The 18,551-nt window shown below is 64.1% G+C and carries 15 protein-coding genes; all 15 read left to right on the top strand.

What is annotated here, in order from left to right; translation table 11 throughout:
• The first annotated feature begins 12 nt into the window (after positions 1 to 12).
• The 15 genes from bamA (at position 13) to ispD (ending at position 18,275) form a co-directional block, all read left to right on the top strand.
• Complete coding sequence (gene bamA / locus HNP46_RS26415) at positions 13 to 2,403, top strand: outer membrane protein assembly factor BamA (RefSeq protein WP_184594925.1); 2,391 nt, start codon at positions 13 to 15, stop codon at positions 2,401 to 2,403.
• Between the two features lie 48 nt (positions 2,404 to 2,451).
• Positions 2,452 to 2,955, top strand: a complete 504-nt coding sequence (locus tag HNP46_RS26420) for an OmpH family outer membrane protein (RefSeq protein ID WP_184594927.1) — start codon at positions 2,452 to 2,454, stop codon at positions 2,953 to 2,955.
• Entirely contained in the window at positions 2,955 to 4,016 is a 1,062-nt protein-coding gene (gene lpxD, locus HNP46_RS26425; protein ID WP_184594929.1) for a UDP-3-O-(3-hydroxymyristoyl)glucosamine N-acyltransferase, read from the top strand. The genes HNP46_RS26420 and lpxD overlap by 1 nt, the downstream gene beginning before the upstream one ends.
• 48 nt (positions 4,017 to 4,064) lie before the next feature.
• On the top strand, positions 4,065 to 4,505 hold the full coding sequence (gene fabZ / locus HNP46_RS26430) for a 3-hydroxyacyl-ACP dehydratase FabZ (RefSeq protein ID WP_024766076.1): 441 nt from the start codon (positions 4,065 to 4,067) through the stop codon (positions 4,503 to 4,505).
• Entirely contained in the window at positions 4,502 to 5,278 is a 777-nt protein-coding gene (gene lpxA, locus HNP46_RS26435; RefSeq protein ID WP_184594931.1) for an acyl-ACP--UDP-N-acetylglucosamine O-acyltransferase, read from the top strand. Before fabZ ends, lpxA begins: the two co-directional genes overlap by 4 nt.
• Before the next feature lie 2 nt (positions 5,279 to 5,280).
• Positions 5,281 to 6,423, top strand: coding sequence for a lipid-A-disaccharide synthase (lpxB, locus tag HNP46_RS26440; protein WP_184594933.1), 1,143 nt, complete (start codon positions 5,281 to 5,283; stop codon positions 6,421 to 6,423).
• Positions 6,423 to 7,034: a ribonuclease HII gene (gene rnhB, locus HNP46_RS26445; RefSeq protein WP_184594935.1), complete on the top strand. Its 612-nt coding sequence runs from the start codon at positions 6,423 to 6,425 to the stop codon at positions 7,032 to 7,034. The genes lpxB and rnhB overlap by 1 nt, the downstream gene beginning before the upstream one ends.
• A gap of 154 nt (positions 7,035 to 7,188) precedes the next feature.
• Positions 7,189 to 10,719: a DNA polymerase III subunit alpha gene (gene dnaE, locus HNP46_RS26450; RefSeq protein ID WP_184594937.1), complete on the top strand. Its 3,531-nt coding sequence runs from the start codon at positions 7,189 to 7,191 to the stop codon at positions 10,717 to 10,719.
• A gap of 127 nt (positions 10,720 to 10,846) precedes the next feature.
• Positions 10,847 to 11,797, top strand: a complete 951-nt coding sequence (gene accA, locus HNP46_RS26455) for an acetyl-CoA carboxylase carboxyl transferase subunit alpha (RefSeq protein WP_184594939.1) — start codon at positions 10,847 to 10,849, stop codon at positions 11,795 to 11,797.
• Between the two features lie 69 nt (positions 11,798 to 11,866).
• Positions 11,867 to 13,186 carry a tRNA lysidine(34) synthetase TilS gene (gene tilS, locus HNP46_RS26460; RefSeq protein ID WP_184594942.1) on the top strand — a complete coding sequence of 440 codons (1,320 nt, stop codon included), beginning with the start codon at positions 11,867 to 11,869 and terminating at the stop codon, positions 13,184 to 13,186.
• Positions 13,187 to 13,357: 171 nt separating this feature from the next.
• On the top strand, positions 13,358 to 14,986 hold the full coding sequence (locus tag HNP46_RS26465; protein ID WP_026079282.1) for a CTP synthase: 1,629 nt from the start codon (positions 13,358 to 13,360) through the stop codon (positions 14,984 to 14,986).
• Positions 14,987 to 14,988: 2 nt separating this feature from the next.
• Positions 14,989 to 15,834, top strand: coding sequence for a 3-deoxy-8-phosphooctulonate synthase (gene kdsA / locus HNP46_RS26470; RefSeq protein WP_184594944.1), 846 nt, complete (start codon positions 14,989 to 14,991; stop codon positions 15,832 to 15,834).
• A gap of 96 nt (positions 15,835 to 15,930) precedes the next feature.
• Positions 15,931 to 17,220, top strand: coding sequence for a phosphopyruvate hydratase (eno, locus tag HNP46_RS26475; protein ID WP_015476278.1), 1,290 nt, complete (start codon positions 15,931 to 15,933; stop codon positions 17,218 to 17,220).
• A 75-nt stretch (positions 17,221 to 17,295) separates the two neighbouring features.
• The gene (ftsB, locus tag HNP46_RS26480) at positions 17,296 to 17,580 is read left to right on the top strand and encodes a cell division protein FtsB (protein WP_184594947.1); all 285 of its coding nucleotides are present in this window, start codon (positions 17,296 to 17,298) and stop codon (positions 17,578 to 17,580) included.
• Positions 17,577 to 18,275, top strand: a complete 699-nt coding sequence (gene ispD, locus HNP46_RS26485) for a 2-C-methyl-D-erythritol 4-phosphate cytidylyltransferase (protein ID WP_184594949.1) — start codon at positions 17,577 to 17,579, stop codon at positions 18,273 to 18,275. Before ftsB ends, ispD begins: the two co-directional genes overlap by 4 nt.
• Positions 18,276 to 18,551 lie beyond the last annotated feature (276 nt).

Below are 18,551 nucleotides of genomic sequence, written 5' to 3' on the forward strand. Positions count from 1 at the left end.
TAAAAGGACTCCATGAAACGCTTTCTGCTTCCCGCGGCCCTTTCCGCGCTGATGATCGCCCAGGTTCACGCCGAGTCCTTCACTGTTTCCGATATCCGGGTCAACGGTCTGCAGCGCGTATCGGCCGGTAGCGTGTTCGCCGCGCTGCCGCTCAACGTCGGCGAGCAGATCGATGATCGCCGTCTGGTCGAAGCGACCCGCTCGCTGTTCAAGACCGGCTTCTTCCAGGACATCCAGCTCAGCCGCGACGGCAACGTCCTGATCGTCAACGTGGTCGAGCGTCCGTCCATCTCGAGCATCGAGATCGAGGGCAACAAGGCCATCACCACCGAAGACCTGATGAAGGGTCTGAAGCAGTCCGGCCTGTCCGAAGGTGAGATCTTCCAGCGCGCGACCCTCGAAGGCGTGCGCAACGAGCTGCAGCGCCAGTACGTGGCCCAGGGCCGCTACTCCGCCGTGATCGAGACCGAGGTGGTGCCGCAGCCGCGCAACCGTGTAGCCCTGAAGATCACCATCAACGAAGGCACCGTGGCGGCCATCGCCCATGTCAACGTGGTGGGCAACACCGTCTTCTCCGAAGAAGACCTGACCGACCTGTTCGAGCTGAAGACCACCAACTGGCTGTCCTTCTTCAAGAACGACGACAAGTACTCCCGCGAGAAGCTCTCCGGTGACCTGGAGCGCCTGCGTTCCTACTACCTGGACCGCGGCTACATCCACATGGATATCGCCTCCACCCAGGTGTCGATCACCCCGGACAAGAAGCACGTCTACATCACCGTCAACGTCAACGAAGGCGAGAAGTACACCGTCAGCGACGTCAAGCTCTCCGGCGACCTGAAGGTGCCGGAAGACGAAGTGAAGAAGCTGCTGCTGGTGAAGAAGGGCCAGGTGTTCTCCCGCAAGGTGATGACCACCACCTCCGACCTGATCACCCGTCGCCTGGGTAACGAGGGCTATACCTTCGCCAACGTCAACGGCGTTCCCGAGCCGAACGACGAGAACAAGACCGTTTCGATCACCTACGTGGTCGATCCGGGCAAGCGCGCCTACGTCAACCGCATCAACTTCCGTGGCAACACCAAGACCGAGGACGAAGTACTCCGTCGCGAGATGCGCCAGATGGAAGGCGGCTGGGCCTCGACCTACCTGATCGACCAGTCCAAGCAGCGCCTGGAGCGCCTGGGCTACTTCAAGGAAGTCAACGTCGAGACCCCGGCCGTTCCGGGTACCGACGACCAGGTCGACGTGAACTACAGCGTGGAAGAGCAGCCGTCCGGCTCGATCACCGCCAGCGTCGGTTTCGCCCAGAGCGCCGGCCTGATCCTCGGCGGCTCGATCAGCCAGAACAACTTCCTGGGTACCGGTAACAAGGTCAGCATCGGCCTGACCAAGTCCGACTACCAGACCCGCTACAACTTCGGCTTCGTCGACCCCTACTGGACCGTCGACGGCGTGAGCCTGGGCTACAACGCCTTCTACCGCAAGACCGACTACGACAAGCTCGACGTCGACGTCTCCAGCTACTCGGTGAACAGCCTGGGTGCCGGCGTCAGCATCGGCTACCCGATCAGCGAGACCTCGCGCCTGACCTACGGCCTGACCGTGCAGCGTGATGAAATCGACACCGGTGCCTATACCGTCGACGAGATCTTCGATTTCATCGAGAAGGAAGGCGACAGCTTCACCAACTTCAAGGCGTCCATCGGCTGGTCCGAATCGACCCTGAACAAGGGTGTGCTGGCCAACCGAGGCCATTCCCAGAGCCTGGTGCTGGAAACTACCATTCCGGGTAGCGACCTGTCGTTCTACAAGCTCGACTACCGTGGCCAGATATTCGCTCCGCTGACCGAGACCTACACCATGCGCTTCCACACCGAGCTCGGCTACGGTGGTGCGTACGGTGACACCGATCGCCTGCCGTTCTACGAGAACTACTACGCCGGTGGCTTCAACTCGGTGCGAGGTTTCAAGGACAGCTCGCTGGGCCCGCGCAGTACCCCTAGCCGTGTGACCGATCCGAATACCGGCGCGGTCATTGATGGCCCGGATGCCAATGGTCGCTACACCGACCCGGATCAAGATCGTGAGGCCTTCGGTGGCAACATCCTGATCACCGGCGGCGCCGAGCTGCTGTTCCCGCTGCCCTTCGTCAAGGACCAGCGCCAGCTGCGTACCGTGCTGTTCTGGGATGTGGGTAACGTGTTCGACACTGATTGCCCGACTTCTACCACCCAGGGTTGTGACGGCGTGAAGTTCCAGGACATGGCAATGTCCGCGGGTGTCGGTCTGACCTGGATCACCGCGCTGGGCCCGTTGAGCTTCAGCCTGGCGACCCCGATCAAGAAGCCGGACAACGCCGAGACCCAGATCTTCCAGTTCTCCCTGGGACAGACCTTCTAATTGGCCGTATCGTTGTAATGACAACCATGCTTTGTGCAGGAGTGCATCGTGCGTAAGTTGACCCAGTTCGTCCTGATTACCGCAGCCCTGGCGGCGAGCCCCGCGTTCGCCGACATGAAGATCGCGGTACTCAACTATCAGATGGCACTCCTCGAGTCCGATTCGGCCAAGCAGTACGCCGTGGACGCCGAGAAGAAGTTCGGTCCGCAGCTGACCAAGCTCAAGGCGCTGGAAACCGACGCCAAGTCCCTGCAGGACAAGCTGGTCAACGGCGGCAGCAAGATGTCCAACGCCGAGCGTGAAAAAGCCGAGAACGACTTCAAGCAGAAGGCCCGTGACTTCCAGTTCCAGTCCAAGGAGCTGAACGAAGCCAAGGCCGTCGCCGACCGCGACATGCTGAAGAAGCTCAAGCCGAAGCTGGACCAGGCTGTCGAGGAAACCATCAAGAAAGGTGGTTATGACCTCGTGGTCGAGCGTGGTGCCGTGGTCGACGTGAAGCCGCAGTACGACATCACCCGCCAAGTCATCGAGCGCATGAACCAACTGCGCTGATGATGACCGAGCTGTCGTTTACCCTCGCCGAACTGGCTGCGCAACTCGATGCCGAGTTGCGTGGCGATCCCGCTCAGGTGATCAGCGGGCTGGCCACCCTGCAGGACGCAGGCGCCGGCCAGTTGAGCTTCCTGGCCAATCCGCAGTACCGCAAGTTCCTCGATGACAGCCAGGCCGGCGCCGTCCTGCTGACCGCCGCTGACGCCGAAGGCTTCAGCGGCAATGCGCTGATCGTCGCCAATCCCTACCTGGCCTACTCCGGCCTGTCCCACCAGTTCGACCGCAAGCCCAAGGCGCCGGTCGGCATTCATCCCACCGCGGTGGTTGATGAAGGGGCTCAGGTCGATGCGTCTGCCAGTGTCGGTCCCTATGCCGTGATCGAGGCGGGCGCGCAGATCGGCGCCAATGTCACGATCGGTGCGCATTGCTTCGTCGGCGCGCGCAGCGTGATCGGTGAAGGCGGCTGGCTGGCTCCGCGGGTGACCCTCTACCACGACGTGCGCATTGGCAAGCGCGTGGTGATCCAGTCCGGTGCCGTGCTAGGCGGCGAGGGCTTCGGCTTCGCCAACCACAAGGGCATCTGGCAGAAGATCGCGCAGATCGGCGGCGTGACCCTGGGGGATGACGTCGAGATCGGCGCCAATACCACCATCGATCGTGGTGCGCTGTCCGATACCCTGGTGGGTAACGGCGTGAAGCTGGACAACCAGATCATGATCGCCCACAACGTGCAGATCGGCGATCACACCGCCATGGCCGGCTGCTGCGGGATTTCCGGCAGCGCCAAGATCGGCAAGCACTGCATGCTCGCCGGTGGTGTCGGCCTGGTCGGGCATATCGAGATCTGCGACAACGTCTTCGTCACCGGGATGACCATGGTGACCCGTTCGATCACCGAACCGGGTTCCTACTCCTCCGGTACCGCCATGCAGCCCGCGGCGGAATGGAAGAAAAGCGCCGCGCGCATTCGTCAGCTGGATGACATGGCTCGTCGCCTGAAACAGCTGGAAAAGCACGTGGCCGCCGTGACCCCAAGCGGAGACGCTCCATCAGATGCGTGATCCACGCATTTTTTGGCGTTTCCCCTTTCTGAACAGGCTCCCCTGAACATGATGGACATCAACGAGATTCGCGAATACCTGCCTCATCGCTACCCCTTCCTGCTGGTGGATCGGGTGGTCGAGCTGGACATCGAAGGCAAGCGCATTCGCGCCTACAAGAATGTCAGCATCAACGAGCCGTTCTTCAATGGCCACTTCCCGCAGCACCCGATCATGCCGGGCGTGTTGATCATCGAGGCGATGGCCCAGGCGGCCGGCATCCTCGGCTTCAAGATGCTCGACGTGAAGCCGGCCGACGGCACCCTCTACTACTTCGTCGGCTCCGACAAGCTGCGCTTCCGCCAGCCGGTGCTGCCGGGTGACCAGCTGCAACTGAACGCCCAGTTCCTCAGCGTCAAGCGCGGCATCTGGAAGTTCGACTGCAATGCCACCGTTGACGGCAAGCCGGTATGCTCGGCCGAAATCATCTGTGCGGAACGCAAACTATGAGTTTGATCGATCCTCGCGCCATCATCGACCCGCGCGCAAAGCTGGCTGACGACGTAGAAGTGGGCCCCTGGTCCATGGTCGGGCCGGATGTGGAGATCGGCGAAGGTACGGTGATCGGTCCGCACGTGGTGGTCAAAGGCCCCACGAAGATCGGTAAGCACAATCGGATATTCCAGTTCTCCAGCGTTGGCGAGGACACCCCGGACCTGAAGTACAAGGGCGAGCCGACTCGCCTGGTGATCGGTGATCACAACGTGATCCGCGAGGGTGTCACCATCCACCGCGGCACCATCCAGGACCGTTCGGAAACCACCATCGGCGATCACAACCTGTTCATGGCCTATGTGCACATCGGCCACGACAGTGTGATCGGCAACCATTGCATCCTGGTGAACAACACCGCGCTGGCGGGCCATGTTCACGTGGATGACTGGGCGATCCTCTCCGGCTACACCCTGGTCCACCAGTTCTGCCGCATCGGCGCCCACGCCTTCTCGGGCATGGGCACCACCATCGGCAAGGACGTCCCGGCCTATGTCACGGTCTTCGGCAACCCCGCCGAGGCCCGCAGCATGAACTTCGAAGGCCTGCGCCGTCGCGGTTTCAGCGCCGAGTCGATCCAGGCGCTGCGCCGGGCCTACAAGGTGGTCTACCGCCAGGGCCTGACGGTGGACGAGGCGCTGGCCGAACTGGCCGAAGTCTCCGCGCAGTTCCCGGAAGTCGCGGTGTTCCGCGATTCCATCCAGAGCTCCACCCGCGGCATCACCCGCTGACCATGCAACCGACCGCACGCAAGCTGCGCGTCGCCCTGGTCGCGGGCGAGGCGTCCGGCGATATCCTCGGCTCCGGCCTCATGCAGGCGCTCAAGCAGCGCCACCCTGACATCGAGTTCATCGGTGTCGGTGGTCCGCGCATGCAGGCCGAAGGGCTGCAGTCGCACTTCCCGATGGAGCGTCTGGCCGTCATGGGCCTGGTCGAGGTGCTCGGCCGCCTGCGCGAACTGCTGCGCCGGCGCAAGGACCTGGTGCAGATGCTGATCGCCGCCAGACCGGACGTGTTCATCGGTATCGATGCGCCGGACTTCAACCTGACGCTCGAATTGAAGCTGCGCCGTGCGGGCATCCGCACCGTGCACTACGTCAGCCCGTCGGTGTGGGCCTGGCGACAGAAGCGCGTACTGAAGATCAAGCAAGCCTGTGACCTGATGCTCGCGCTGTTCCCCTTCGAAGCGCGCTTCTACGAAGAACATGCGGTGCCGGTGCGTTTCGTCGGCCACCCGCTGGCCAATACGATTCCGCTGGAGGCCGACCGCGCCGGTGCGCGCGAGCGCCTGGGCCTGCCGCAGGACGCCAGCGTCGTTGCCCTGCTGCCGGGTAGCCGGGGAGGGGAGGTCGGCAAGCTCGGCGCATTGTTCCTCGATACCGCCCAGCGCCTGCTCCAGGATCGCCCCGGCCTGCGCTTCGTGCTGCCCTGCGCGAGCCCCGAGCGTCGTGTGCAGATCGAAGAAATGCTCGCCGGCCGCGATCTGCCGGTGCAGCTGCTCGATGGTGCCTCCCACGAGGCCCTGGCCGCCTGCAATGCCGTATTGATTGCCTCCGGCACCGCCACGCTGGAAGCGCTGCTGTACAAGCGGCCGATGGTCGTCGCCTACAAGGTGGCGCCCATGACCTACCGCATCCTCAAGCGCCTGGTGAAGAGCCCGTATATCTCGCTGCCGAACCTGCTGGCCGGGCGCCTGCTGGTGCCGGAACTGATCCAGGACGCCGCCACGCCCGAGGCGCTGGCCGCTACGCTGTTGCCGCTGCTGGACGATGGCAGCGTGCAGACCGAACCCTTCGACGCCATCCACCGCGCCCTGCGCCAGGATGCGTCCGCGCAGGCCGCCGAAGCGGTGCTCGCCCTGGTGGAGAAACGCTGATGCAGATGGGCCTGGATTTCGCCCTGGTGGAAGAACTGGTCGCCGGCGTCGACGAAGTGGGCCGTGGCCCGCTGTGCGGCCCGGTGGTCACGGCGGCGGTGATCCTCGATCCGGCGCGGCCGATCAGCGGGCTGAACGACTCCAAGAAGCTCACCGAAGCCAAGCGTGAAAAGCTCTTCGACGAGATTCGCGAGAAAGCCCTGGCCTGGTGCATCGCTCGCGCGGACGTGCACGAGATCGACCAGCTGAACATCCTCCATGCCACCATGCTCGCCATGCAGCGTGCGGTGGAAGGCCTGAGCGTCACGCCGAAACTGGCGCTGATCGACGGCAACCGTTGCCCGAAACTGCAGGTGCCGTCCGCGCCGGTGGTGCAGGGCGATGCCAAGGTGCCGGCCATTGCTGCCGCGTCGATCCTGGCCAAGGTCAGCCGCGACCGCGAGATGCAGGAAATGGAAGCGCTGTACCCCGGCTACGGCATCGGCGGGCACAAGGGCTACCCGACTCCCGTGCACCTCGAAGCCCTCAGGCGCCTGGGGCCGACACCTATCCATCGGCGCTCCTTCGGCCCGGTGCGCGCCCTCCTGGAAAACCCCGCCGGCATCCTGTAACACCCTGTTATTACTCTGGAATTCCTCGCGGCCTGTGGCCCGTCGGTGAGTTGAATCAGCCGGCGCGACCGCTGGCCCATTGATCCCTGTAGCTTTGCGGACAGCCCCGGTACAATCCGGGGCTTGCCGTTTTTCGCGTTTGCCAAGGACCACCATGACCGCCACCTTCGTTCACCTGCGTCTGCACACCGAATTCTCCCTGGTCGACGGCCTGGTACGGGTCAAGCCGCTGATCAAGGCGGTCGGCGGGGCGGGCATGCCGGCGGTGGCGGTGACCGACCTGAGCAACATGTGTTCGCTGGTGAAGTTCTACAAGACGGCCATGGGCGGCGGCATCAAGCCGATCTGCGGCGCCGACGTCTGGCTGGCCAACCGCGACGAGGACGGCCCGCTGACCCGCCTGACCCTGCTGGCGATGAACGCCAAGGGCTACCGCAACCTGACCGAGCTGATTTCCCGTGGTTGGCAGGAAGGCCAGCGCAATGGCGAGATCATCATCGAGCGCCAGTGGGTGAAGGAGGCCGCCGAAGGCCTGATCGCGCTGTCCGGCTCCAAGGAGGGCGAGATCGGCATGGCCCTGCTGGAGGGCAACGATGCCCTGGCGGACTCGCTGCTGGCCGAGTGGCTGGAGGTCTTCCCGGATCGCTTCTACCTCGATATCCAGCGCACCAGTCGGGTGAACGACGAAGAGCACGTGCACGCCGCTGTGGCCCTGTCCGCGCGCAGTGGCGCACCGCTGGTGGCGACCAACGACGTGCGCTTCATCAAGGAAGCCGACTTCGAGGCCCACGAGACCCGCGTCTGCATCGGCGAAGGCCGCGCCCTGGACGATCCGCGCCGCTCGCGCAGCTATTCCGACCAGCAGTACCTGAAGAGCCCGGAAGAAATGGCCGAGCTGTTCAGCGATATTCCCGAGGCTCTGCAGAACTCCGTCGAGATCGCCAAGCGCTGCAACATCGATGTGCAGCTGGGTAAGTACTTCCTGCCCAACTTCCCGATTCCCTTCGATGACATGGACATCAACGACTACCTGCGCCATGTCTCCTACGAGGGCCTGGAGGAGCGCCTGGCAGTGCTCTGGCCGAAGGACACCACGCCCAACTACGAAGAGAAGCGGCAGATCTACGTCGACCGCCTGGAGTTCGAGCTGGGCACCATCATCCAGATGGGCTTCCCCGGCTACTTCCTGATCGTGATGGACTTCATCAAGTGGGCCAAGAACAACGGCGTACCGGTAGGCCCCGGCCGAGGCTCGGGTGCCGGCTCGCTGGTCGCCTACGTGCTGAAGATCACCGACCTCGATCCGCTGGCCTATGACCTGCTGTTCGAACGTTTCCTCAACCCCGAACGTATTTCCATGCCCGACTTCGACGTCGACTTCTGCATGGAAGGCCGTGATCGGGTGATCGACTACGTGGCCGGTGCCTACGGGCGCAACGCGGTGAGCCAGATCATCACCTTCGGCTCCATGGCCGCGAAGGCGGTGGTGCGCGACGTGGCGCGGGTGCAGGGCAAGTCCTACGGCCTGGCCGACAAGCTGTCGAAGATGATTCCCTTCGAAGTGGGCATGACCCTGGAGAAGGCCTTCGAGCAGGAAGAGATGCTCCGCGACTTCCTCAAGACCGACGAGGAAGCCCAGGAAATCTGGGACATGGCCCTCAAGCTGGAAGGCGTCACCCGCGGTACCGGCAAGCACGCCGGCGGCGTGGTGATCGCGCCGACCAAGCTGACCGATTTCGCTCCCATCGCCTGTGACGAGGAGGGCGCCGGCCTGGTGACCCAGTTCGACAAGGACGACGTGGAGGCTGCCGGCCTGGTGAAGTTCGACTTCCTCGGCCTGCGCACCCTGACCATCATCAAGTGGGCGATGGAGATCATCCATCGCATCCAGCAGAAAGCCGGCGAGACCGATCTGGTCGACATCGACCGCATCCCGCTGGACGACAAGAAGACCTACGACCTGCTGCAGAAGGCGGAAACCACCGCGGTCTTCCAGCTTGAATCGCGTGGCATGAAGGAGCTGATCAAGAAGCTCAAGCCGGACTGCCTGGAAGACCTCATCGCACTGGTGGCGCTGTTCCGTCCCGGTCCGTTGCAGTCGGGCATGGTGGACGACTTCATCAACCGCAAGCACGGTCGCGAAGAGATTTCCTATCCGCACCCGGACTACCAGTACGCCGGCCTCGAGCCGGTGCTCAAGCCCACCTACGGCATCATCCTTTACCAGGAACAGGTGATGCAGATCGCCCAGGTGATGGCGGGCTACAGCCTCGGTGGCGCGGACATGCTGCGTCGCGCCATGGGCAAGAAGAAGCCCGAGGAAATGGCCAAGCAGCGCGGCGGCTTCATCGAGGGCTGCTCCGCCAACGGCATCGACGAAAACCTCTCGGGCAACATCTTCGACCTGGTGGAAAAGTTCGCCGGCTACGGCTTCAACAAGTCGCACTCGGCCGCCTACGGCCTGGTGTCGTACCAGACCGCCTGGCTGAAGACCCACTGGAAAGCCCCGTTCATGGCCGCGGTACTCACCGCGGATATGCAGAACACCGACAAGGTGGTGACGCTCATCGAAGAGTGCCGCCACATGAAGCTGCGCATCCTGGCGCCGGACGTGAACAACTCCGAGTTCCGCTTCACCGTCGACGAGGACAATCAGATCGTCTACGGCCTGGGCGCGATCAAGGGCGTCGGCGAAGGCCCGGTGGAGGCCATCACCGAATGTCGTAACGAAGGCGGCCCGTTCAAGACCCTGTTCGATTTCTGCGATCGCATCGACCTCAAGCGCGTCAACAAGCGCACCCTGGAGGCGCTGATCCGCGCCGGTGCGCTGGACCGCCTCGGCCCGCACTTCCACGAGGAGCAGAAGGCCTACCACGCCCACGTCGACATCAACCGCGCCGTGCTGCTGGCGTCCATGGAAGAAGCCGTGAAAGCCGCCGAGCAGACCTCGCGTAGCCACGACAGCGGCCACATGGACCTGTTCGGCGGTGTCTTTGCCGAGCCCGAGGCGGATGTCTACGCCAACCATCGCAAGGTCAAGGAGCTCAATCTCAAGGAGCGCCTGAAAGGCGAGAAGGACACCCTCGGCCTGTACCTGACCGGTCACCCCATCGACGAGTACGAAGGCGAGGTGCGGCGTTTTGCCCGCCAGCGCATCGTCGAGCTGAAGCCCGCGCGCGATACCCAGACCGTCGCCGGCCTGATCGTCAACCTGCGGGTGATGAAGAACAAGCGCGGCGACAAGATGGGCTTCGTGACCCTCGACGACCGCTCCGGCCGTATCGAGGCCTCGCTGTTCGCCGAAGCCTTCGCCGCCAACCAGGCGCTGCTGCAGACCGACGCCCTGGTGGTGATCGAGGGCGAAGTCAGCCAGGACGATTTCTCCGGCGGCCTGCGCCTGCGCGCCAAGCGTGTGATGGGCCTGGAAGAGGCCCGTACCTCGCTGGCGGAGAGCCTGCGGGTGCGCGTCCACGCCGATGCGCTCAAGGGCGACCGCCTGCGCTGGCTGGCCGACCTCTGCACCCGTCACCGTGGCAGCTGCCCGGTCACCGTCGACTACAGTGGCGAGCAGGCGCGCGCCCTGTTGCAGTTCGGCGAGCAGTGGCGGATCGACCCCGCAGACAACCTGATTCAAGCGTTGCGTGACCAGTTCGGCCGCGACAACGTCTTCCTCAACTACCGCTAGTGAAGTCCGCTAGTGAAGCCGGTGGCCAAAGGCCGCCCGCCAGCCAGTCTCGACCCTCGGCGCCCGATACCGTAAGGTAGGGCGCCTACGGACCAGGCCCAGCCGCCAACAGAACGACGGATAGCCCATGAACCCGAATTTTCTCGATTTCGAACAGCCCATCGCCGACCTGCACGCCAAGATCGAAGAGCTGCGGCTGGTCGGCAACGACAACGCCCTGAACATCACCGACGAAATCTCCCGTCTTCAGGAAAAGAGCAAGGCGCTGACCGAGAACATCTTCGGCAACCTGTCCAGCTGGCAGATCGCCCAGCTGGCGCGCCATCCACGTCGCCCCTACACCCTGGACTACATCGAGCACATCTTCAGCGAGTTCGAGGAGCTGCACGGTGACCGTCACTTCGCCGATGACGCGGCAATCGTTGGCGGCGTCGCCCGCCTGGAAGACCAGCCGGTGATGATCATCGGTCACCAGAAGGGCCGCGAAGTGCGCGAGAAGGTGCGCCGCAACTTCGGCATGCCGCGTCCGGAAGGCTACCGCAAGGCCTGCCGCCTGATGGAAATGGCCGAACGCTTCAAGATGCCGATCCTGACCTTCATCGACACCCCCGGCGCCTACCCGGGCATCGACGCCGAAGAGCGCGGCCAGAGCGAGGCCATCGCCTGGAACCTGCGCGTCATGGCGCGCCTGAAGACCCCGATCATCGCCACCGTGATCGGTGAAGGCGGCTCCGGCGGCGCACTGGCCATCGGCGTGTGCGACCAGCTGAACATGCTGCAGTACTCCACCTACGCGGTGATCTCGCCCGAAGGTTGCGCCTCGATCCTCTGGCGCACCGCCGAGAAGGCGCCGGAAGCGGCCGAAGCCATGGGCATCACCGCCAATCGCCTGAAGGACCTGGGTATCGTCGACAACATCATCCCCGAGCCGCTGGGCAGCGCCCACCGCGACCCGGCGGCCATGTCCGAGACCATCCGCCAATCCCTACTCGGTCAGCTCGATACCCTCAAGCAGCTTAGCAGCGAAGAACTCCTAGCGCGCCGCTACGAGCGCCTGATGAGCTACGGCATCGCCTGATCGATGCCTGTGGCGCAGCGCGGGTGACGGGGTATCCTTGCCTCGTCCCCGACCCTGCCGACCTGCGCCATGTCTGCTGAACTGCAATCCAGACTGCTGAGTTTCCTCGCTCCCTGGCGTCATGCGCCGGCGTGGTGCGTCGCGCTGTCCGGCGGCCTGGATTCCACCGTTCTCCTGCATCTCCTGGCGCAGCTTGCCCGTCGCGAGTCCTTGCCGCCGATTTCCGCCATTCATGTGCACCACGGCCTGCAGGCCGTCGCTGACGGCTGGCCGGAGCATTGCCAGCAGTTGTGCGATGGACTTGGCGCGCCATTGCAGGTCGTACGCGTGCGGGTCGACGGAGGTGCGAGCCTGGAGCGCGCCGCCCGCGAGGCACGTTATGCGGCATTCACGGCTGCGCTGGGGGAGGGCGGCTGCCTGCTGACTGGCCAGCACCGTGACGATCAGGCGGAAACCGTGCTGTTCCGGTTGTTCCGTGGCGCCGGGGTGCGAGGCCTTTCCGGCATGGCTGGCCAGCGTCCGCTGGGCGCTGGCATGCTGCTTCGTCCGCTGCTGGGGATAACTCGTACTGAGCTGGAGCGCTATGCCCTCAACCATGGGCTGAGCTGGGTTGAGGACCCCTCCAATGCCAGCGATGACTACGACCGCAACTACCTGCGCAACCGGGTGTTGCCGGGCATCGTCGAGCGCTGGCCTTCGGCCGTCGAAACCATCGCTCGCAGCGCCGAGCATCTGGCGGAAGCCGACGGGCTGCTGGGCGAACTGGCGCGTAATGACCTGCTCTCGGCCGGTGCACGCGATGAGTACATCGGCATGCAATTACCCTCCCTGGCCATTGCTGCGCTGGTGGAACTGAGTGAGCCGCGCCAGCGCAATGCCCTGCGTCACTGGCTGGCTCCCCTGGCGCGCTTGCCGGACACGGCGCACTGGGCCGGTTGGCGGGACCTGCGCGATGCCCGCGAAGACGCCGAGCCGATCTGGCGCCTTGCCGATGGCGAGCTGCGTCGTGCCCACGGACGGCTCTGGTGGCTGGCCAGGCCCTGGCTCGGTTTCGTACCGGTGAATCAGCCCTGGAGCGATCCATCGCAGCCGATTTCGCTGCCGGGCAACGGCGCGTTGCGCTTCGAAGGCGAGCCGCCGGGCGGCCCGCTGGAAATCCGCTATCGGCAGGGTGGCGAGGTGATGGCCCTGTCCGGGCGCGGTAGTCGCGACCTCAAGCGCCTGCTCAACGAAGCGGCGATTCCGGCCTTCCTGCGCGGCCGTCTGCCGCTGCTCTGGCGAGCCGACGAACTGCTCGGCGTCGCGCTGCTGCCGAGCCTGCGGGTGGAGGCGGGGCAGGGCTGGACACTGCGCTGGACACCTCCGACGAATGACTCGGGTTTGAGCTGATAGCGGCTTTCCGGTAGACTACGCTCCCGTCTTGTACAGCTCCTGTTGATTCGCCTGCGAATCAGTGGGAGTTCGCTATTTTCACGACGAAGTCGTGAGCCGGGTCTCGTACCCGACACCTTCGCTTCCCCGGCGGCCGAGCCGCCTAAACGCTGACATTCAGGGCTTTTCATGACGCGCTACATCTTCGTCACGGGTGGTGTTGTTTCTTCATTGGGGAAAGGCATCGCCTCGGCTTCCTTGGCTGCCATTCTGGAAGCGCGTGGCCTGAAGATCACGATGCTCAAGCTGGACCCCTACATCAACGTCGATCCGGGCACCATGAGCCCGTTCCAGCACGGTGAGGTGTTCGTCACCCACGACGGCGCGGAAACCGACCTCGATCTGGGCCACTACGAGCGCTTTGTTCGTACCACCATGACCCAGAACAACAACTTCACCACCGGCCGCGTCTACATGGACGTGCTGCGCAAGGAGCGCCGTGGTGATTATCTGGGTGCCACCGTGCAGGTCATCCCGCACATCACCGACGAGATCAAGCGTCGCATCATCAAGGGCGCCGGCGATGCCGACGTGGCCCTGGTGGAAGTCGGCGGTACCGTCGGCGACATCGAGTCGCAACCCTTCCTCGAGGCCATCCGCCAGCTGCGCGTGGAGATCGGTTCGCGCCGCGCCATGCTGATGCACCTGACGCTGGTCCCGTACATCGCCACCGCTGGCGAGACCAAGACCAAGCCGACCCAGCACTCGGTCAAGGAACTGCGTTCCATCGGCCTGCAGCCGGACATCCTGGTCTGCCGTTCCGACCACCCGGTGGACGTGTCCTCGCGCCGCAAGATCGCCCTCTTCACCAACGTGGAAGAGCGCGCAGTCATCTCGCTGGAAGACGTCGACACCATCTACCGCATTCCGTCCGTGCTGCATGCCCAGGGCGTCGATGACTTCGTCGTCGAGCGCTTCGGCCTGGAGTGCGGCCCGGCTGACCTGTCCGAATGGGACCGCGTGGTCGACGCCAAGCTCAACCCCGAGCGTGAAGTCACCATCGCCATGGTCGGCAAGTACATGGAACTGCTCGACGCCTACAAGTCGCTGATCGAAGCCATGACCCACGCCGGCATCCAGAGCCGTACCAAGGTCAACCTGCGCTACATCGACTCCGAGGACATCGAGCAGCAGGGCACCAGCCTGCTCGAAGGCGCCGACGCCATCCTGGTTCCGGGCGGCTTCGGCCTGCGCGGCGTGGAAGGCAAGATCACCGCCGTGCAGTACGCCCGTGAGAACAAGGTTCCGTACCTGGGCATCTGCCTGGGTATGCAGGTGGCCGTCATCGAATACGCCCGCAACGTGCTGGGCTGGACCGATGCCAACTCCACCGAGTTCGACAAGTCCAGCGGCCACCCGGTCGTCGGCCTGATCACCGAATGGCAGGACGCCACCGGCGCCACCGAAGTGCGCACCGAAGCTTCCGACCTGGGCGGCACCATGCGCCTGGGCGCCCAGGAATGCCTGCTGTCCGCCGGCACCCTGGTGCACGACTGCTATGGCAAGGAAGTGATCGTCGAGCGTCACCGTCACCGCTACGAAGTGAACAACAACCTGCGTCCGCAACTGGAAGCCGCCGGCCTGAAGATTTCCGGCCGCTCCGGCGACGGCGCGCTGGTGGAAGTCGTGGAAGCGCCGGATCATCCGTGGTTCGTGGCCTGCCAGTTCCACCCGGAATTCACTTCCACCCCGCGTGATGGCCACCCGCTGTTCAGCGGCTTCGTCAACGCCGCCCTGAAACAAGCCGGGAAAGCCTGAGCATGAGCCAGAAGATCATCCGCGTCGGTGATATCCAGATCGGCAACGACCTGCCGTTCGTGCTGTTTGGCGGCATGAACGTGCTGGAGTCGCGCGACCTGGCGATGCAGGTCTGCGAAGAGTACGTGAAGGTTACTCAGAAGCTCGGTATCCCTTACGTGTTCAAGGCCAGCTTCGACAAGGCCAACCGTTCCTCGATCACCTCGTTCCGTGGTCCGGGCATGGAAGAGGGGCTGAAGATCTTCGAAGAGATCAAGAAGACCTTCAACGTGCCGGTCATCACCGACGTGCACGAGCCCTACCAGGCCGCTCCGGTGGCCGAGGTCTGCGACATCATCCAGCTGCCGGCCTTCCTGTCCCGGCAGACCGACCTGGTCGTGGCCATGGCCGAAACCCGCGCGGTGATCAACATCAAGAAGGCCCAGTTCCTCGCGCCGCAGGAGATGAAACACATCCTGCGCAAGTGCGAGGAAGCGGGTAACGACCAGTTGATCCTCTGCGAGCGTGGCTCCTCCTTCGGGTACAACAACCTGGTGGTGGACATGCTCGGCTTCGGCATCATGAAGCAGTTCGAGTACCCGGTGTTCTTCGACGTGACCCATGCCCTGCAGATGCCGGGCGGTCGCGCTGATTCCGCCGGCGGCCGCCGCGCCCAGGTCACCGACCTGGCCAAGGCCGGCATGAGCCAGGGCCTCGCCGGCCTGTTCCTGGAGGCCCATCCGGACCCCGAGAACGCCAAGTGCGACGGTCCGTGCGCCCTGCGCCTGAACAAGCTCGAGCCTTTCCTGTCCCAGCTCAAGCAGCTGGACGACCTGGTCAAGAATTTCCCCACTATCGAGACTGCCTGAGGATCGGCCCGATGACTGCCTTGCGCAGTCATCGGGCAGGTTCTGAACGTCTCACCAGCCGCCCCGTTTATCTCTATCTTCGGAGTGTTATCTAGAATGGCAAAGATCGTCGACATCAAGGGCCGTGAGGTCCTGGACTCCCGCGGCAACCCGACCGTTGAAGCGGACGTGATCCTGGACAACGGCATCGTCGGCAGCGCTTGCGCCCCGTCCGGTGCATCCACCGGTTCCCGCGAGGCTCTCGAACTGCGCGATGGCGACAAGAGCCGTTACCTGGGCAAGGGCGTGCTGAAAGCCGTGGCCAACATCAACGGCCCGATCCGTGACCTGCTGCTGGGCAAGGACGCGGCTGACCAGAAAGGTCTGGATCACGCGATGATCGACCTCGACGGCACCGAGAACAAAGGCAAGCTGGGCGCCAACGCCATCCTCGCCGTGTCCCTGGCCGCCGCCAAGGCCGCTGCCCAGGCCAAGGGCGTGCCGCTGTACGCGCACATCGCCGACCTGAACGGCACCCCGGGCCAGTACTCCATGCCGGTTCCGATGATGAACATCATCAACGGCGGCGAGCACGCCGATAACAACGTCGACATCCAGGAGTTCATGGTTCAGCCGGTCGGCGCTAAGAACTTCGCCGACGCCCTGCGCATGGGCGCCGAGATCTTCCACCACCTCAAAGCCGTGCTGAAGGCCCGTGGCCTGAACACCGCCGTGGGTGACGAAGGTGGCTTCGCGCCGAACCTGGCTTCCAACGAAGACGCCCTGGCCGCCATCGCCGAAGCCGTCGCCAACGCCGGCTACAAGCTGGGTGACGACGTGACCCTGGCCCTGGACTGCGCCTCCTCCGAGTTCTTCAAGGACGGCCAGTACGACCTCGAAGGCGAAGGCAAGGTGTTCAGCGCCGAAGGTTTCGCCGATTACCTGGCCGGCCTGACCCAGCGCTACCCGATCATCTCCATCGAAGACGGCATGGACGAGTCCGACTGGGCTGGCTGGAAAGTCCTGACCGACAAGATCGGCGAGAAGGTCCAGCTGGTCGGTGACGACCTGTTCGTGACCAACACCAAGATCCTCAAGCGTGGCATCGACGAGAAGATCGGCAACTCGATCCTGATCAAGTTCAACCAGATCGGCTCGCTGACCGAGACCCTGGAAGCCATCCAGATGGCCAAGGCCGCCGGCTTCACCGCGGTGATCTCGCACCGTTCGGGCGAAACCGAAGACAGCACCATCGCTGACCTGGCCGTCGGCACTGCCGCTGGTCAGATCAAGACCGGTTCCCTCTGCCGCTCCGACCGCGTTTCCAAGTACAACCAGCTGCTGCGCATCGAAGAGCAGCTGGGCGCCAAGGCGCCGTACCGTGGTCGCGCGGAATTCCGCGGCTGATTCTGATCCTGATACTAGTCTGGTACGGTGAAGGGGTGGCACGAGCCACCCCTTTGCGTACATGGAGCTGATGGTTTGAGGTTACGTAGCCCCTACTGGCTGTTCGTCGTGCTGATCCTTGCATTGGCCGGCCTGCAGTATCGCCTGTGGATCGGTGATGGCAGCCTGGCGCAAGTGGGCGAACTGCAGAAGCAGATCGCCGACCAGCAGGGCGAGAACGAGCGCCTGCTCGAACGTAACCGCATCCTCGAGGCGGAAGTCGCCGAGCTCAAGAAAGGCACCGAGACCGTCGAGGAGCGTGCCCGCCACGAACTCGGCATGGTCAAGGACAAGGAAACCCTCTACCAGCTCGCGCAATGACCACTCCCGCCTTCTGGGCCGTGATCCCGGCCGCCGGCATCGGTTCGCGGATGCGCGCCGACCGCCCCAAGCAATACCTCGACCTTGCCGGTCGCAGCATTCTCGAACGTACCCTCGACTGTTTCCTCGGCCATCCCCGGCTCAAAGGGCTGGTGGTGTGCCTGGCTGCCGACGATCCCTGGTGGCCGACCCTGCCGAGCGCTTCCAACGAGCTGATCCAGCGCGCCGACGGTGGCCGCGAGCGTGCCGATTCCGTGCTCAATGGCCTGCTGCGTCTGACCGAGCTGGGCGCCGGCAGTGACGACTGGGTGCTGGTGCACGACGCCGCCCGGCCGAACCTGGCCCGCGCCGACCTGGATCGCCTGCTGGATGAACTGCAATTCGATACCGTGGGCGGCCTGCTCGGTGTGCCTGCGCGGGACACCTTGAAGCGCGTGGATGCCAAGGGCCGCGTGGTCGAGACCATCGACCGCAGCGTGGTCTGGCAGGCCTACACCCCGCAGATGTTCCGCCTCGGCGCGCTGCACCGGGCACTGGCCGACGCGCTGGTGGCCGACGCGGCCATCACCGACGAGGCTTCTGCCATGGAATGGGCGGGCCATGCGCCGCGCATGGTGGAAGGACGGGTGGACAACATCAAGGTCACCACCCCGGAAGATCTGCAGCGCCTGCAGCGTAGTTTCGCCAAGCACTGACGCCTGCTGCTCCTGAAGGTCCGGCGGTTCGTAGCAGCGGACTCTTCCGCGACAGTGCCGTAGGGCGAATAACCTGGAACAGGTTATCCGCCGGCTTTTAAGCGGCGGATAACGCTGGCGCGTTATGCGCCCTACGACGCTGAGTCCTCCAGAAGCTCCCTGTAGGAGCGCTGGGCTGAACCGTAGGAGATTCTATGTCTACCCCCGCGTATCGGCCGCAGGCCGATACGCCTGCTCAGTCGTCATCAGGGCAAAGGCAATGCGAGTCAGTTTGCG

This window comes from Pseudomonas nitroreducens, assembly GCF_014204515.1.
GTDB lineage: Bacteria > Pseudomonadota > Gammaproteobacteria > Pseudomonadales > Pseudomonadaceae > Pseudomonas > Pseudomonas nitritireducens_A.

Excerpts from the sequence above, each read along its gene's own strand:
- bamA (WP_184594925.1), top strand. The coding sequence starts at position 13 with ATGAAACGCTTTCTGCTTCCCGCGGCCCTTTCCGCGCTGATGATCGCC.
- lpxD (WP_184594929.1), top strand. The coding sequence starts at position 2,955 with ATGATGACCGAGCTGTCGTTTACCCTCGCCGAACTGGCTGCGCAACTC.
- fabZ (WP_024766076.1), top strand. The coding sequence starts at position 4,065 with ATGATGGACATCAACGAGATTCGCGAATACCTGCCTCATCGCTACCCC.
- lpxA (WP_184594931.1), top strand. The coding sequence starts at position 4,502 with ATGAGTTTGATCGATCCTCGCGCCATCATCGACCCGCGCGCAAAGCTG.
- lpxB (WP_184594933.1), top strand. The coding sequence starts at position 5,281 with ATGCAACCGACCGCACGCAAGCTGCGCGTCGCCCTGGTCGCGGGCGAG.
- rnhB (WP_184594935.1), top strand. The coding sequence starts at position 6,423 with ATGCAGATGGGCCTGGATTTCGCCCTGGTGGAAGAACTGGTCGCCGGC.
- dnaE (WP_184594937.1), top strand. The coding sequence starts at position 7,189 with ATGACCGCCACCTTCGTTCACCTGCGTCTGCACACCGAATTCTCCCTG.
- accA (WP_184594939.1), top strand. The coding sequence starts at position 10,847 with ATGAACCCGAATTTTCTCGATTTCGAACAGCCCATCGCCGACCTGCAC.
- tilS (WP_184594942.1), top strand. The coding sequence starts at position 11,867 with ATGTCTGCTGAACTGCAATCCAGACTGCTGAGTTTCCTCGCTCCCTGG.
- HNP46_RS26465 (WP_026079282.1), top strand. The coding sequence starts at position 13,358 with ATGACGCGCTACATCTTCGTCACGGGTGGTGTTGTTTCTTCATTGGGG.
- kdsA (WP_184594944.1), top strand. The coding sequence starts at position 14,989 with ATGAGCCAGAAGATCATCCGCGTCGGTGATATCCAGATCGGCAACGAC.
- eno (WP_015476278.1), top strand. The coding sequence starts at position 15,931 with ATGGCAAAGATCGTCGACATCAAGGGCCGTGAGGTCCTGGACTCCCGC.
- ispD (WP_184594949.1), top strand. The coding sequence starts at position 17,577 with ATGACCACTCCCGCCTTCTGGGCCGTGATCCCGGCCGCCGGCATCGGT.